The organism is Methylophilus sp. Leaf408 (assembly GCF_916856905.1).
GTDB lineage: Bacteria > Pseudomonadota > Gammaproteobacteria > Burkholderiales > Methylophilaceae > Methylophilus.
Map to the genome: position 1 here is coordinate 1,600,695 of NZ_CAKASK010000001.1, position 14,956 is coordinate 1,615,650.

General features: G+C 45.7%; 17 protein-coding genes. 4 read left to right on the forward strand and 13 right to left on the reverse strand.

Annotated features, from left to right (window positions below; translation table 11 throughout):
- Complete coding sequence (locus LPA26_RS07440) at window positions 1-438, forward strand: MarR family winged helix-turn-helix transcriptional regulator (protein ID WP_055826701.1); 438 nt, start codon at window positions 1-3, stop codon at window positions 436-438.
- Between the two features lie 71 nt (window positions 439-509).
- On the opposite strand, the gene LPA26_RS07445 is transcribed toward LPA26_RS07440, so the two are convergent.
- The 5 genes from LPA26_RS07445 to LPA26_RS07465 all read right to left on the reverse strand — a co-directional run bounded on the left by LPA26_RS07445 (window position 510) and on the right by LPA26_RS07465 (window position 5,162).
- Complete coding sequence (locus tag LPA26_RS07445; protein WP_055826703.1) at window positions 510-749, reverse strand: hypothetical protein; 240 nt, start codon at window positions 747-749, stop codon at window positions 510-512.
- A gap of 29 nt (window positions 750-778) precedes the next feature.
- Entirely contained in the window at window positions 779-1,063 is a 285-nt protein-coding gene (locus tag LPA26_RS07450) for a hypothetical protein (protein WP_229007869.1), read from the reverse strand.
- A gap of 10 nt (window positions 1,064-1,073) precedes the next feature.
- Window positions 1,074-1,283, reverse strand: a complete 210-nt coding sequence (locus tag LPA26_RS07455; RefSeq protein WP_055826707.1) for a hypothetical protein — start codon at window positions 1,281-1,283, stop codon at window positions 1,074-1,076.
- 169 nt (window positions 1,284-1,452) lie between these two features.
- Window positions 1,453-3,705 carry a bifunctional diguanylate cyclase/phosphodiesterase gene (locus LPA26_RS07460; protein ID WP_229007870.1) on the reverse strand — a complete coding sequence of 751 codons (2,253 nt, stop codon included), beginning with the start codon at window positions 3,703-3,705 and terminating at the stop codon, window positions 1,453-1,455.
- A 311-nt stretch (window positions 3,706-4,016) separates the two neighbouring features.
- On the reverse strand, window positions 4,017-5,162 hold the full coding sequence (locus tag LPA26_RS07465; protein ID WP_229007871.1) for a diguanylate cyclase: 1,146 nt from the start codon (window positions 5,160-5,162) through the stop codon (window positions 4,017-4,019).
- A 199-nt stretch (window positions 5,163-5,361) separates the two neighbouring features.
- On the opposite strand from LPA26_RS07465, the gene LPA26_RS07470 reads away from it, so the two are divergent.
- The 3 genes from LPA26_RS07470 (at window position 5,362) to LPA26_RS07480 (ending at window position 9,280) form a co-directional block, all read left to right on the forward strand.
- Window positions 5,362-6,390 (forward strand): LLM class flavin-dependent oxidoreductase, encoded by a 1,029-nt coding sequence (locus LPA26_RS07470; protein WP_229008345.1) that lies wholly within the window; start codon window positions 5,362-5,364, stop codon window positions 6,388-6,390.
- A 374-nt stretch (window positions 6,391-6,764) separates the two neighbouring features.
- A complete protein-coding gene (locus LPA26_RS07475) occupies window positions 6,765-8,414 on the forward strand; it encodes a histidine kinase famiy protein (RefSeq protein WP_229007872.1) in 1,650 nt (549 codons plus the stop codon).
- A 347-nt stretch (window positions 8,415-8,761) separates the two neighbouring features.
- A complete protein-coding gene (locus tag LPA26_RS07480) occupies window positions 8,762-9,280 on the forward strand; it encodes a hypothetical protein (protein WP_200934427.1) in 519 nt (172 codons plus the stop codon).
- A 142-nt stretch (window positions 9,281-9,422) separates the two neighbouring features.
- Here the strand turns inward: LPA26_RS07480 and LPA26_RS07485 are convergent, their stop codons facing one another.
- The 8 genes from LPA26_RS07485 to LPA26_RS07520 all read right to left on the reverse strand — a co-directional run bounded on the left by LPA26_RS07485 (window position 9,423) and on the right by LPA26_RS07520 (window position 14,938).
- Window positions 9,423-9,722, reverse strand: a complete 300-nt coding sequence (locus tag LPA26_RS07485; protein ID WP_229007873.1) for a hypothetical protein — start codon at window positions 9,720-9,722, stop codon at window positions 9,423-9,425.
- Between the two features lie 189 nt (window positions 9,723-9,911).
- Window positions 9,912-10,253, reverse strand: coding sequence for a PilZ domain-containing protein (locus tag LPA26_RS07490; protein WP_229007874.1), 342 nt, complete (start codon window positions 10,251-10,253; stop codon window positions 9,912-9,914).
- 219 nt (window positions 10,254-10,472) lie between these two features.
- Window positions 10,473-11,150, reverse strand: a complete 678-nt coding sequence (locus LPA26_RS07495) for an alternative oxidase (protein ID WP_229007875.1) — start codon at window positions 11,148-11,150, stop codon at window positions 10,473-10,475.
- Between the two features lie 210 nt (window positions 11,151-11,360).
- Window positions 11,361-12,458 (reverse strand): catalase family protein, encoded by a 1,098-nt coding sequence (locus LPA26_RS07500; protein WP_229007876.1) that lies wholly within the window; start codon window positions 12,456-12,458, stop codon window positions 11,361-11,363.
- Between the two features lie 67 nt (window positions 12,459-12,525).
- Window positions 12,526-12,813, reverse strand: a complete 288-nt coding sequence (locus LPA26_RS07505; protein WP_229007877.1) for a hypothetical protein — start codon at window positions 12,811-12,813, stop codon at window positions 12,526-12,528.
- Between the two features lie 163 nt (window positions 12,814-12,976).
- The gene (locus tag LPA26_RS07510; protein ID WP_055826725.1) at window positions 12,977-13,213 is read right to left on the reverse strand and encodes a hypothetical protein; all 237 of its coding nucleotides are present in this window, start codon (window positions 13,211-13,213) and stop codon (window positions 12,977-12,979) included.
- Window positions 13,214-13,258: 45 nt separating this feature from the next.
- On the reverse strand, window positions 13,259-13,498 hold the full coding sequence (locus LPA26_RS07515; RefSeq protein WP_229007878.1) for a hypothetical protein: 240 nt from the start codon (window positions 13,496-13,498) through the stop codon (window positions 13,259-13,261).
- A 279-nt stretch (window positions 13,499-13,777) separates the two neighbouring features.
- Complete coding sequence (locus LPA26_RS07520; protein WP_229007879.1) at window positions 13,778-14,938, reverse strand: mechanosensitive ion channel protein MscS; 1,161 nt, start codon at window positions 14,936-14,938, stop codon at window positions 13,778-13,780.
- Window positions 14,939-14,956: the final 18 nt, after the last annotated feature.

Sequence of the window (14,956 nt, forward strand, 5' to 3'; positions counted from 1 at the left end):
ATGCCGAATTTATACCTAGAAAATCAGCTATGTTTTTCACTTTACTCCGCAACGCATGCCCTACTTCGATCCTATAAGCCCGACCTTGATAAGCTGAATCTAACGTACCCTCAATATCTGGTACTGGTCGCACTTTGGCAATACAAGCAGCTTTCAATTAAAGAAATCGCCGAAAAATTGCTGTTGGAACCGGCTACGATTACGCCTGTGGTAAAACGGCTGGAAGTGAAGAAACTGACTAAACGTACGCGCCAGAAAGATGATGAGCGGGTAGTGATTGTCAGCCTGACTGAAGAGGGTTTGAACCTGCGCAGCAAGTTGTCTGAAGTGCAAAAACGCGTTGCCTGCGATACCGGCTTGTCTGATGCAGCCTTCCATACACTCAATAAAACCTTGAGTGAATTAACAAGAAACGTCAGCTCGAAATCTGTAGATTAAAATTTAATCTGAAAAACAAAAGGCAGTGACGGTTAAGTCACTGCCTTTTTTAATACCATTTTCTTCTGTTATCAGGCGTTTTTCAACTGACGCATAAACGCCTCAAATGAGCCTTTGGTGGCTTGCAATGCATGTAACTTGCTCACCGATTCAGTTAAAGATTCACTCATCATTTCCAGCGCATCTTCATCCAACCTCAAACTCATGGCTCCTATTTCCAGCTCAACCGTGCGGTGGGTTTCACAGTAATGTACGCGGAAACCCGCCTGGCCTGATAACAAAATTTTCTTACACATTGAATGTTCACTCATGATTAGTTTCATTGAATTAATGGATGGAATTAGCGGCACTCGCGCATGGGGCTAGTGTGTAGCGCTGATTGCTCGTACTCATTCACCAGCAACGTCCACTGCACACACATGCGACGCGACACCCTGCAGATAAGATCTGAATCTGCATATTCAGGCGCGGTCAGCGTTTCTGCCAAACGCAAGGCTTGCTTGGCCAGCTCGTAAGTGGGCTTTTTAATGTATAGCGTTGCGATGTAAAGCAATGACGCCATGACGGACTCTGCGTCCGGCAGTGACGGATCAAAGCGCATTGTCTCTTTTCCGATTGCCTGCATGATGATCCTTTCAAATACTCATTTCTATCTCGGTTTGCATCACAATTCTGGCGGCAGCTTTGCGCAGCATTTCGTTAATGACAATAAAACTGTCCGCTTCGAACTTGAGCGTTGTGCCGCCAACTTCAACTTCTACCGTATCGGAAGATTTGTGATAAAGCACTTTACAAGCCGTTTTACCTGCCAGCATGGTCTTGCCCACTACAGTTTGACGCTTCATTATCACTCTCCTCTTGGTTAACTTTCAAGTAAATGATAATTATTATCATTTAGGAAGTCAACTATTTTATTTTTGTGGTACTTGTTGAAGCAGGAGGGAAATCTAAGAAAAATGCACACATCAGCATGTGCTTTGAGGATGGTATCAACAGAATTGCCGAAATGTTTGACTATTGATTTTCCAATAAGAAAGATGTTGCATCTTCGCTACGCATAGGCCGGCTTAAATAATAGCCTTGCATCTCATCGCAGCCATGCGCCAGCAGGAATGCTTTCTGCTCGGCCGTTTCCACGCCTTCGGCGATAGTTTTTAATCCCAGGCTGCGCGCCAGCTGGATAATAGCGATCACAATCGCCTTGTCCTCATCATCGGTAGAAATATCGCGAACGAACGACTGGTCGATCTTTAACTTATAGACTTTAAACTTTTTAAGGTAACTCAGCGATGAGTACCCGGTACCGAAATCATCAATCGACAACCGGATACCCAACAGATCGAGCGCATCCATCATATTGACGGCCCCTTCAGGGTTTTCCAGCGCCACGCCTTCTGTCAACTCAAGTTCAAGCGCCTGCGGCATCACCTGGTAGCGATGCAATGTTCTCTGCACCAATGCCGGCAATTCGGGATCACGGAACTGGATGCTGGATAAATTTACCGATACACAAATATCATGAATACCCGCTTGTTGCCATTGCTGTATTTGTTGCACAGCCTGTTCAAGCACCCAGCTGCCTATCGAAATAATCAAACCACTGGTTTCTGCCAGAGGAATAAATTCGGCCGGCGATACTGCACCCAATTGCGGATGCTGCCAGCGTAATAAGGCCTCCACCCCAACCAGTTTTTTGGTAGTGAGATCCATTTGCGGTTGGTAATACACTTCCAATTGTCTCAAGGAGATTGCCTGGCGCAGGGCATTTGCCATTTGCAAATGCCGGGTGGTCTGGATTTGCATCTGGTTACTGAAAAAACGGTAGCCGTTACGGCTTTCCTTTTTGGTACGGTACATGGCGACATCGGCATTGCGTTGCAGAGTTTCAATATCCAGCCCATCGTCAGGATAAATGGCAATGCCAACCGAGGCGGTCACGGTTAGCTGGTATTGGTCTATCACCAAAGGTTGCTCGACCGCCGCGAGCAAACGCTCCACCACCTCTTTAGCAACATCATGCCCTGAACCCGCCAATAAAAACACAAATTCATCCCCGCCCAAACGGCAAATCGTATCTTCCGGGCGAACCAGGTTTTGAAAGCGCTTGGTCAGTTCAATCAGCAAGCTGTCGCCGTAGCGGTGTCCCAGACTGTCATTTACATCCTTGAAATGATCCAGGTCGAGGAACATCAAGGCAAACTGGCTATCATTCGCCCAGGCATTCTCGATTTCCTTGGTCACACGCTCATTCAACAGGTTACGATTGGGCAAGCTGGTCAGCGCATCATAATTAGCTAAAAATTTTATGCGCGCTTCATAGTCTTTGCGGCGGGTAATATCGCGCAGGAAAGCGCTGTAATAGCGCTCTCCACTGCTGACTATTTCTATAATGGTCAATTCCACCGGGAATTCAGCGCCATTACTACGCATCGCTGTAATTTCGATAGAACGGCCCAGCAGTTTGGATTCTCCAGAATGTTGCAGCCGTTGCAGACCTTTGTTGTGCGCCTCCCTGTAGCTTTCAGGGACAATCACTTCCGCCAGACTTCTACCCACGGCATCGCTACGTTTATAGCCAAAAATCCGCTCGGCCGCTTTATTCCACTCGATGATAAAACCGCCGGTATCCATATTGATAATCGCATCCAGCGCATTTTCCATCACCTGACGCGCACGCTGCTCGCTGGCCAGCAGGCTTTTTTGATATTGAGTGCGCTCCTGCTGCACTGCAAAACGGTCCAGTGCGAAGTCAATATTCGCCACCATGTCCATCAACAGCCGCTGGGTGTCAGGATCAAAAGCGTGTTCTTCAGAGGCATATAATGAAAGGCAAGCGACCACTTTACCTTCGGTATGTAGCGGCAAGAAGGCCGCGGCCTTCCAGGAAAACTCTGCTGCAGAAGCATGCCATAAAGACGCAACCGGGTTTGTTTGAAAATCCTTTAGCCAGTAAGGCTGGTCGGTGGAAATGGCTAGCCCACAAGGACCTCTTCCATTAGGCTGTTCCGGATCTGCAGAAATAGACACTTTATTGAGGTATTCAAGCCCGGTACCAAAAGCTGCCGCCACATTCACTTGTCTTGTTTCTGGATTGACTTCGCCAACCCAGGCCATTTTCGCGTGACCGAAATCGACGATGATGCGGCAAATTTTCTCAAATAGCGCCTGCCGATCGTGGCTTTGCACAATCGCCTGGCTGCATTGACTCAGTGCAAGATAAAGCTGCGTCAATTGCTGATGATGCTTTACAGTTTGCGACGTGCTCATCAACCACTCCGCTACAGATACATATAAACACATTCATGCGCTTGTAAAATCAAGCACATGCCTGAACCCGCTAATCACAAGTACTGGCCCTGCTATTTTATTTCTTGCTGTACATGATGATATACATTCACAGGAATAAATAAAAACTATTCCTGAAACTGTCATCTACTTGCGAAACTGCCTTTATTTCTCAAACTGTAAGTGAAAGGATAAAAATCAAAGCATAGAATATGCAGAGGAAAGACCTGCAGTTTAACTATCAACTGAAGAATTTGGATATGGGCCTAGAAGAGCTCTAGAACAGGCAACTGTTAAGATGCCCAGTGTACTTTTCCACAACCTAATAATTTGGCCTGATACATGGCTTTATCGGCCAGCGAAAGTAGCTGCTCTATCGTGTCGCCTTCTTTGCAAAGTGCTAGTCCTATGGATGCCCCTAGCTGCCGTTCAGATGCCTGAATCACGAACTCCTGCTCAAACACCATCAGGCATTTGCTGGCAACCATCTCTACCGAAGACTTGGCGTGTCCTTGCAGATCAGAAAGCACAATCACAAATTCGTCGCCCCCTACCCTTGCCAGCGTGTCGCTACCACGAATGACCTTACCCAACCGGCGTGACACTTCTATCAGTGCCAGATCGCCGGCCTCGTGTCCAAGCTGGTCATTAACCGCCTTGAATCCATTCAGGTCCAGGTACAAAATCGCGGTGCTGGTTTTTTTAACTTCTGCAATTTCGATCGCTTGCTGTATGCGCACAGCCAGCAATTTACGGTTGGGCAAGCCGGTTAAGTTATCGTGGTGGGCAACGTGGTTCAGCTCCAGGTTTTGCGCGGATATTTTTTGATAAGCCTCTTTGAGTGACCCGATTAAATCCTCATTCTCGAAGCTGATGCGTTGCGCCTGCCGTAACGAATGATTAAAACGATAAGTGACGCCTACCATCAGCAAATAGAAAATCACACTGAACACCGCCATTACAGCATTCGGCGTGCTGTTGCCGGTCGCAAAAATCACTACCGTAGGCAACATCGCAGGCAGGCTGAATGCAAAAAACGCAGGGATACAGGAAGCCATGGTCACCACGCCACCCATGACCATCGCCTGGATAGCCGTAATCACGATAATCACCGTCATCGGCGGCGCATCAGTGATCAGGAAACCTAGCGCCCCCCACACTATCCCAGATAAAGCCAGGGTCAGGCAATACTGATAAGCTAACTTGCGATCAAACCCCTGCCTGGCTAATTTGTTTTTGCAGCGCTGAGTTAACCACCAGCGTATCGCAATCACCACATATACAAGGAAAGCCCAGGCAAAAAACAAGTGGCGGTTATCAGAATCCAGCTGTGAAATAGAGATCAGCAAACCACCGAGGGCACTACCGATTAACGGAATATGGGCGCTCGACATCAGCCGATGAAACAGCGCTTCGTCAACACGGCCCTCTAAACTCATCAAACTTTCTCACTCTTAATGCTTGTTAAAGCTAAATAAATAGCCATCTTATTTAAACTCATGCTAATACAAGCCTGCAAAAATAACCAGTTTACAATCAGGGTTTTTCATTTCATTACAATCACGCATGATTGAATTAATGTGTCAAAAACTCACTGATTTGGTGAACGAATCACCATTAAGTAATCAAACCTATGACATGCTAAACATCGAACGCACCACCAGACCCAAGTTATCAGTCCTTGATCTTTCCCCTATTGCTGAAGGCAGTCATGCAGGACAATCGTTCAAGCATACGCTGGATCTTGCCCAGCATGCAGAAAAGTGGGGTTACCATCGTTATTGGTTGGCTGAGCATCATGGCATGCCTGGTATCGCCAGTGCCGCCACATCGATTCTAATAGGTCATGTCGCAGCGGGCACGAGCAGTATCCGTGTCGGCGCTGGCGGCATCATGCTGCCCAACCATTCACCATTAGTGATTGCTGAACAATTTGGCACTTTAGAATCTCTATTCCCCAAACGGATCGATCTCGGGGTTGGGCGTGCGCCAGGTTCGGATCAATCGACCGCGCGCGCCCTGCGAAGAAATCTTGATTCGGATGCTGATGCTTTTCCACAAGATGTAATGGAGTTACTGGATTATTTTTCTGCTGAACCCAAGCGTCCGGTAAAAGCGATTCCGGGAACGGGATTAGAAATACCGGTATGGATTCTGGGCTCCAGCTTATTTGGTGCACAGCTTGCCGCGGCTTTAGGCTTGCCTTTCGCATTCGCCTCGCACTTTGCGCCGGCCAATATGCTGCAAGCGATTGAAATTTACAGGGAAACTTTCAAGCCCTCACAGTATCTGGATAAACCTTATCTGATGCTTGGATTTAATGTTTTTGCCGCAGATACTGAGGAAGAAGCCATTTTCCTGGCTTCCTCAATGCAGCAGGCATTTGTCAATTTGCGTAGTGGAAATCCAACCAGATTACCGCCGCCAGTGTTTGATCTATGGAACCAACTGGGCGGTGCTGAGCGGGCGATTCTGAACCAGGTGTTATCTTGCTCTGCAATCGGTGACGGCAAAAAAGTTATCAGTGACATGCTGGCTTTTATCGCCAAAACCGGCGCTGATGAGTTGATGATTACTTCGCAGATCTTTGATCATACAGCGCGGCTCAGATCATATGAAATTACGGCGAATGTTTACAAAACCACTCTATTCGAAGCGAAGACCTGATTAGGCACGCTCATCTATGGTTCAACTTGGCATTTGTTTTAAAAATTACTTTTAAATTAAAACCAACCTGCAAGCATTATGATAATATTTATCACGGCAACCATAATATTTGGTGCTTATCTACATCTAGATTTATTTCCCTATCTACCCACTCTTCGGAGTGGTTTTTTTTGCCTGTTGATAGCAGATACAACCAATCCATGGAACTTAGCCCTTTTCAAGAGGACTTATTAAATATCTGACAGACAAAATACGGCTATAACGGTAATATCACGCGTTGATAAATATATTGCATAAATGTACGCAAGCATTTGGTTTTATTGAGTAAATATATTTATGCCCATTAATAACAAATACAAGCATTACAAAAATTTATGAGCAAACATCCCGAAAAGCCTTCCCATTCGCAAGGCTCCACAATTGAAGTCACCGAATACCACGATAACGCGATTGCAGAGCATAAAGACGATATCTTTTTTGCCGCGATTGAAAGTACACGCATGCCGATGCTGGTGACAGACCCGAGGCAACCGGATAATCCTATAGTGTTTGCCAACAGGGCATTTATTTCCATGAGTGGCTACAAAGCTGAAGAAATCATCGGTCATAACTGTCGTTTTTTACAGGGGCCAGATACGGATTCTCATACCGTGAATTCGATACGTGAAGCGATTGCTTCGCGCACCGAAATCACTACTGAAATTCTCAATTACCGCAAGGATGGCTCTTCGTTCTGGAATGCCCTCTACATCTCGCCGGTGTACAACAAGAAAAAAGAACTTGTGTATTATTTTGCTTCGCAACTGGATGTCAGCCGACGCCGCGATGCCGAAGATGCTTTAACGCAGGCGCAGAAAATGGAAGCGTTAGGCCAGCTTACCGGCGGTATTTCGCATGACTTTAATAATTTCCTGCAAGTGATGTCTGGCCATGTCGATATCCTCAAATTGAAGATAGACCGCCAACAAGCGGATGATGCCTCCATCTTGCGCGGGTTGGAAAGCATACGCAGTGCAGTGACCAGAGCGTCAGCACTGACACAGCAATTGCTGGCATTTGCCCGCAAGCAACGCCTGGATGGCCGTATCGTCAATCTTAACAACGTGGCGCAAGGCATTAGTGATCTTGTTCTAAAAACGCTGGGGCCTGAAATATCACTGCAACGCGAGCTTGACCCTAACCTGCACAATTGCCAGCTCGACCCGACCCAGCTTGAAGCCTGCCTGATTAACGTGCTGGTGAATGCCCGTGATGCGATGCCTAAAGGCGGCAAAGTTACCCTGGTTACCGAAAATGTAACCGTGTCCCCGGAAGACATCAGCGCCTATGCTGGATTGCCACCTGGCCGCTATGTGTCGATTGCGATCACCGATACCGGCACCGGGATCCCACCGGAAATCTTGAATCGCGTGATGGATCCTTTCTTCACCACCAAGGAAGAAGGCAAAGGCACTGGCCTTGGCCTTTCAATGGTGTATGGTTTTGCCAAACAATCTGGCGGTACTGCGACCATTTATTCAGAGTTGAATGTGGGTACCACCGTGCGTATCTACTTTAAAGCAACTGACCAGACCCGCCATGTTGACCTGGCTGGCGCTAAAACGCAGGCAGATCGTGGCGGCAAAGAAACAGTCCTGGTGGTGGATGACCGGCCTGAAGTGTCTGAATTAGCAATGGAAATGTTGCTGACGCTGGGCTACGAAGTGATTGTGTCCAATAGCGCGGTTGAAGCGATCAATACCACCAAGAAGCTGGTTGAAAAAAAACAGCCTCCTCAATTACTGTTTTCGGACATTATTATGCCTGGCGGTATCAATGGCATTATGCTGGCGCGGGAATTGCGTAAACTGATCCCTAACTTGCCGGTTCTCCTCACCACTGGCTATGCCGGGTCACCGGATAAAGAACAGGATCAGGGTGTAGAGTTTGAAGTCCTGACCAAGCCATACAAAATGGCAGATCTGGCTAAAAAAGTGAGGGCGGTATTGGAAGGCCCTACGGTATTACAGAATCGCAGAAAATAATCCCTGCAAGCGTTTGAATCTTAGCGTATCACTGGTGAAAATTGACGGAAGATCTTTCACAACTGATTCGCTGTCCGTTTTCTTGATTGGCTATTCCTTATCGCGTTTGATATGCGTGATCATGTCTTCACGCTTTATCACAACGCCATCATGCTGCCGACTTCACAATCCAAAAACCCGCTAGACTTTATTGTATTAGCTGGCAGACTCCGATATAAATTAAGATAAATATATTGTATGATTTATGCGGCTATTTCTTGCGCCGTGACTCCGGAGCAAGTTGAATCATTCATCATGTAATTCGTTAACGGATGAAGTAATCCTGATAAAAATAAAGGGAACATGCCATGCAAATATTCACTAAAAAAGCGAGCAAAACACTGTGCCAGATAGCTCTTTTTCCTTTGCTCCTGAACCCATTGTTTGGTCATACTTCAAGCGACGGTGCCAAAGTAATATGCACTTCACCACAAGCATCTTTAAATAAAGCAGGTGTTAAACAGGATGTAATTGCGCTGATGAGCATGGATGAGGTACTGCCGGACTGCACGCAGCATGTCACCCAGGCAAAGATTAAAAATGTTGCTTATAGCGAAAGCGGCATTTCATTACAAAGTATGAACTTCAAATGGCATGAAACTGATACTACCGTGCTTACCAATATCGGTGAAAATGCAGCATTAACCATTGATGAGATCCGAAGTGCAAGCCAATTTATCCAGGTTGGCAAAAGTTACCTTATGCACTTCCAATTGTGTCAGGGCGCATCGCCAAGCCTTATCAGCATGTATACACTCGGCAATGTAGGACTGAATACCAAAAAAAGTAAAGTTAAAGTAACCACCAAATCATTAAAATCGGTTTAGTTAGATGGCTGATTAATGACTTGATAATGATCGACTTCAGCGCATCAATAGACTGATTTCGTATGGCAATCCAGCTAATTGCAAGCGTTGAGATCCCGCAGCTGCATTTTTCAGAGTTGCGGTCATCCAAACCAGAATCAATTTAGTCAGGAATCCCCTCATCCGGACTAGGCAAATCAAAATCAGGTTCAATAGGATTACCCGCATCCTGATCAAGGTCAGGATCCACTTCTTCCTCTGTTAAATCATCATCCTCAGCGTCCAGCGAAGGTGCATTAATCAGTTCGGGGTCAATTGTGTCGGGATCCGCAGGATCAGCTTCATAATCTGCAGAATTTTCTGCAGGCTCCTCCTCAGGAGTTTCTACCACATTGGTAGTAGATGGGTCCAGACTGCTTTTAAGGGAATTATCGGCGCTGCCTACTTCTGACTTCAGGTCCATACTCAATCTCCAGTTTAAATGCTAAGCGGAAAGATTGGAGTTTAGTTGGGATTCTAAGTGTGGTAAGTCAGATAGCACTGATTATTCTGTAGGCAAGCTATTACTGAATTTGCCAACCGTCATCTTCTAAAACAAAAAAACTCAAGGTATCGACCTTGAGTCTAGCAGGCTTATTAAGCTTACCCCAGATTATTTTGCCATCACCGATTGGATCAAGGTTTTATTTTCTGGCGTTACTTCAAGAAACTCCAGGTTTGTTCTAAAACCTTTCATGCCACTGAGGGATGAGAAAACAACCCGGCAATTAAATTTGAAATGTCGAAGGGATGACCCGACAAATACAGGCACATTCACCTTGCACAATTGTCCAGCCTTATATTGCCTGTCAGCAAAAAGACTCATGCCCGTATGAGAAATATCGTGGGTGAATACTGTATATTCACCGCCCAACCCATCTACAAGTTGAGACTTCTTTTGCCAAGAACGACGGTTTGATTCTACGGAGATGCTGCGCAAACTACTGGGGGACATGGATTTCTGTTACTTTCTCTACTACTTTACATTATATGCCGGATAAGCTCTGATCTGAATAAATAAGTGCCCTGTTTGCAGGGGTTTACAGTTGCAGCCTTTCATTCATGATTATTCTGTACTGCTCCATTACTTTGAATAATCTAAGTCACTCATAGACATCATAGTGGTGTGTCATTTTACAAATGCCTGATAGAGGAAAGAAGCGCCAAAGAATACTCAGGCATTTTCGAGTTGGTTTGCGAACCCGTGATTAACATCCCTATGTTTGGCTTCGTCTTCTCTTACCACGACCACCACATCGCGCAAGCGGGCTTCTTTTGGCAGATCCCAATATTCAATAGCAATATCCGGCGCGGGTACGTTTTCACATTTTCCAGCGTCTATTTCTGCAAGGTACTCACCATAGCTGTAGATGGCCTCCTCTTCCAGATAGCCCACGATCCGATGAGCTACTTTTGAAGAGAATATATACAAGATGAAATATAAATTATAAAAAACGCCTTGAGCGATGATGACCAGCAACCGTTCGAATAAACTGGGCTTTGCAATTTGCACAAAGGTGAGCAGATGCATACGTTCATTCTCGGCTTCATCCAACAGGATATTGATCCAGCCATCATCATTTTCCATCCGCCTTAACGAACGTAGATGTTGTAAAGCACCACCCACCATGCCTGGTACAGCAGCAATCGTTTCAAGTACAACCGCACGATGCCCATAGCGGCCTGAAAAAAATGCATCCGCAAAAACCCGCATGAATTTAACTATGGCCAAGGCAATGCGGTCGGAGACACTGTTTGGTTGGTGATATGGCGCGGCAGTTTTATTTTTAATCATGTTGTACGTATACTTTTTAAGAAAGTCGGCGTTGGCTTTTTGACAATAATCTGACATGCAGGTGCCATGGCAAGATTCTCAAAAAAATTGAATAATTAATTTTGCCAGCTTTGACCATGCACAATTCGTACAGGAAAAGCATTGAGGTCGTTTCAGGCCTTATAAGTGCCGTATAGGCTCTTTATACGGCATTGCAAAAATACTGGAAGACCGTTACGACAGCTCCAACCAACCGCAGCCCCGTTGATGCTATCAAATGCGGTTTGCTCATACCTCTTCCAAAGCGTTTATTTCTGCCATTGGGCAACCGTTAAATTGCTTGCGGAAGTTGCTGGAACTTTGATAAACGTGGCGGCGTGCACGCATGACGGACCCCAACGGACGATGATCCTGAACTCCATTCCATGGACTGAAAGTCAGCCTGTCCTCAATTTGTGGAAAGGTGGCATCATCCCAGGACACCTGCGGGGTTGCCTCTAAGGTGGCGACAGCAATGTACGGACTTTCCACTTCAGGCCACACCACTGAAGCATCTTCAATCGGCATAGTTTCGATGTTTGTACATAATTGCGCACGCAGCTCCCATTTCGCTGTATGCGTTTTGAAGAACGCTGAAACCGCTTCCCTGATCCCATTTTCCTTACCAGCTTCCAATGGTGCATCTTTCAAGGCGGTCAATTCAGGTGCAATGGGCACTAAAGAAAACTTCGCCATGTATTTCCCATATAGCAAAGGCACTTGCGTGAAGAAAGTCTCACCTAGAATGTTGGTTTGCGGATGGCCTCCCAGACTTTTAATGGTCGGGCTTTCGCCACCTAATCTTTCTATCAATCTTTCCGTGCCACGCAAGACTGCGGAAAACACTCTTTTTAAACCCTCTGCCTTATCACTTGTTTTCGCAAGCAATTTCAGACCAGGCACAAAACTCTTGGCATCTGGTTTTAAAAAGGCCGGGCCATTTACCATCAGGAAATCCTGTGTTCTGCTTGTGGGTTCTCCGGTTAAGCGTTCACCTTCAACACCCATGAGTTTGATCGCAATACCTCGCGGAGTGGAAACACTGTCGTGCATGATATCGCCAGGGCTGGTGGAAAAACGCATAATCGCCGGATATATGCCTTCAGAAGCAAAAATGCCCTGTTTTAAAAAGTCCGGCAGATCTCTTTTAATGGTTAACTTACCGCGAATCAAACCATGTGACTTCGCATGAACGCTACGTACCGCGCGGCCATAATCCTTAGACGTAATGTCGGAAATTTCCTGGAGGGTTTCTACCAACTCCTGGATAGTGTCGCCCTCATCATCCTGAATCTTTTCATAATCAGGTCTATAAATGAGGGGGTTTAAGCTGATAGTGGCGTTCATAAAGTTCCATGATCATGATTGGGGGCTACGAATAAAAAAGAGATTGCTGCATGCAATCTCTTTTTTATTACTTGGTAGACGCTCCTGGTGCTGGTTCTGAATCGGTAGGCTGTAGTGGATTCTCTTCAGCGCCATTGGCTTTAGGATGATTGTGATTGGTTTTTTTCTGCGTATGGTTACGCTTTTTATTATGTTTGTTGGTAGTCGTCGATTTATTACTATTTTTGCTTTGATCCTGTGCTTGTGGGGTTTCCTGGGTACCCAGTTCGGCACCATCTGTCTGGTTATCAGTATCAGCAGCATTAGTTGTCATTGCAAATGCCGAGAATAATAATGCGATCAAAAGTTTGTTCATATCTATGTCCCTATAAAATTGAATCATTACTGGATTTAACTCTTTTCTAGACTACTAGCCATTAAATGACGTATCTGGTCTCAGGCCTATCCGTAGTGCTCTCATTTACATGTAGGACGTGACTGACTATGAATGAATTCCAGAGTCGGCTTTTGGGATTGAATTATTGTTGTGAGTCAGGCTTAACCGTCGGTTGAGCAAAATTTTGCGGCTCCCTATCATTAATTGGGAGTGGATTGGCGGCTTCAGAGTTTGTGATGGATTTTACTGTTTCACTCAGAGGTTCAGCAGCAGGAGGTGTATCGGATTCATTCCAACTGATAAACACTAAACCAACGGCTATTGCGCCGGCCAAATAAAAAACTACCGTTGCTATAAGATTAAATGTTTTATTCGTCATCTCTGTACTCCACATTGAGGAAGTGCGGAAGCTATATCAAGAAACTTAAATTCCGGCATCCGGATTGCTGATATCGTTCGGAAACTTCTTGTTTCGGTCATCAATATTCTGCTTATTCAAACTTCTATCCTGATTACCTGTGTTTGCCTCACCTTTCTCATATCCACGTGAGTCATCAGCCGGATCTGTATTGGCTGGATCAATCGAATTCGGGTTTGAAGGGTCGAGACGGCTTTCATCAATATGATTGACGCTGTGCGGGTTAGTGTCTTTGTTCAAGGCCATAGCAATCTCCATTTGAGTTTAGTTTTAACTCCTCAATAATGAACTCAATGAAAACTTTGCTATATACCTTTAAAGCTGAAATTTCTGTAGGAAAATGCGTACTTAAATCATTGAAAGTATCCGATTTAACACCTATCAGAAATTTCACGAATCACTTAGGTTTGACTAAAGAAAAGCGGCTTACATTCCTGCAAGCCGCTTTTTAATTTTGATTGGATAAGCTAATCAAACCTATGACAAGCGCATCATAGGTTTAGTGTTCTCCGCATAAAACACAACTCAATGACCTTGGCCACTCTTAAGAATATCGGTGTTAAAACCAAACACCTTACCCGCCAAAATAAACACCACCCATACCAGCACACCAAAGGGCAAATAACCTGCAAAACCCAGTAGTGGCATTTCAGCATGAATATGAATCACATTGACATAGGGGATATCGTAAAGCCAGTAATTCGGATTGGTGACAGGTAATGCTGGATGCGCACTTCCGTAGTTCCAAACCTCCCAAAAAAATCCATTAAACAAGGAGCTGAGAGCCATCAGAAGCACCGGGCTCCAATTTCCTTTAGCCATGTCCGTAAATGGGGTCCAGATACCGCAGATCATCAATATTCCAGCAATACCTATCAAAGGCGCGATCCACATTGCCCAGAACAATGGGTAAGGCCAGAACGGCACGGCAGCAAATAATAAAAAACTCAGATACAACATCGGCTTTGCTGGCAGTGCAAGCGCGGGGCCCTGGGCATAGCGCCCGGCAATTTTAGGAAAAGCATTCAACAAGGTATACCACTCAAAAACGGCAGGCCAAACGGTGCTGTAGGCAAAAATAAATATCCACACGATTGTGGCATGGCTTAACCCGGGGATCTCGGTATTTGGGTAATACCAGTTACCTAAGGCAAAGTAATCGAAATATTCAAAGAAATACCAGCCACCAATCGAGACAACCGCACTAATCAGAAAAGTTTTGGGGCGACTAGCGAACAGAGAGTAACCGCCAGAATAACGGAATGTCAGGCCATCAAGTACAAAGATAAAGCCCCACCACATCGGCGTAAACGCGTAATAAACCAAATCACCAAATGGGGTCGTGCGCGTCCACATCAACCACCAGAAAAACAGTGTCACAACCGCCCCCACCCAAAACCACCAGGGCAAGGCACGCAGTGCAGGCTGCGGGGATGGGGCGACCGGTTTAAAACCAAACCATTGCGGAAAAATCAAAAAAACAGCAAATGCTGCTTCAAGCAGGGCAACCCCAATAAAAACAATCAGATTAAACCCCGGAGGTTCTTCAACAAACTGTGGTGGAAAAACACCAAAACCGGGTGGTAGATGCGTAGACGGATAAGCAAACCAGGATGCCGTTAGCGGGATCAATAACATCGCTAAAACGGTTATCACCAGCACAGAACGTGTTGAAGTTGCAAACATAAACAATCCTCCCCTTGA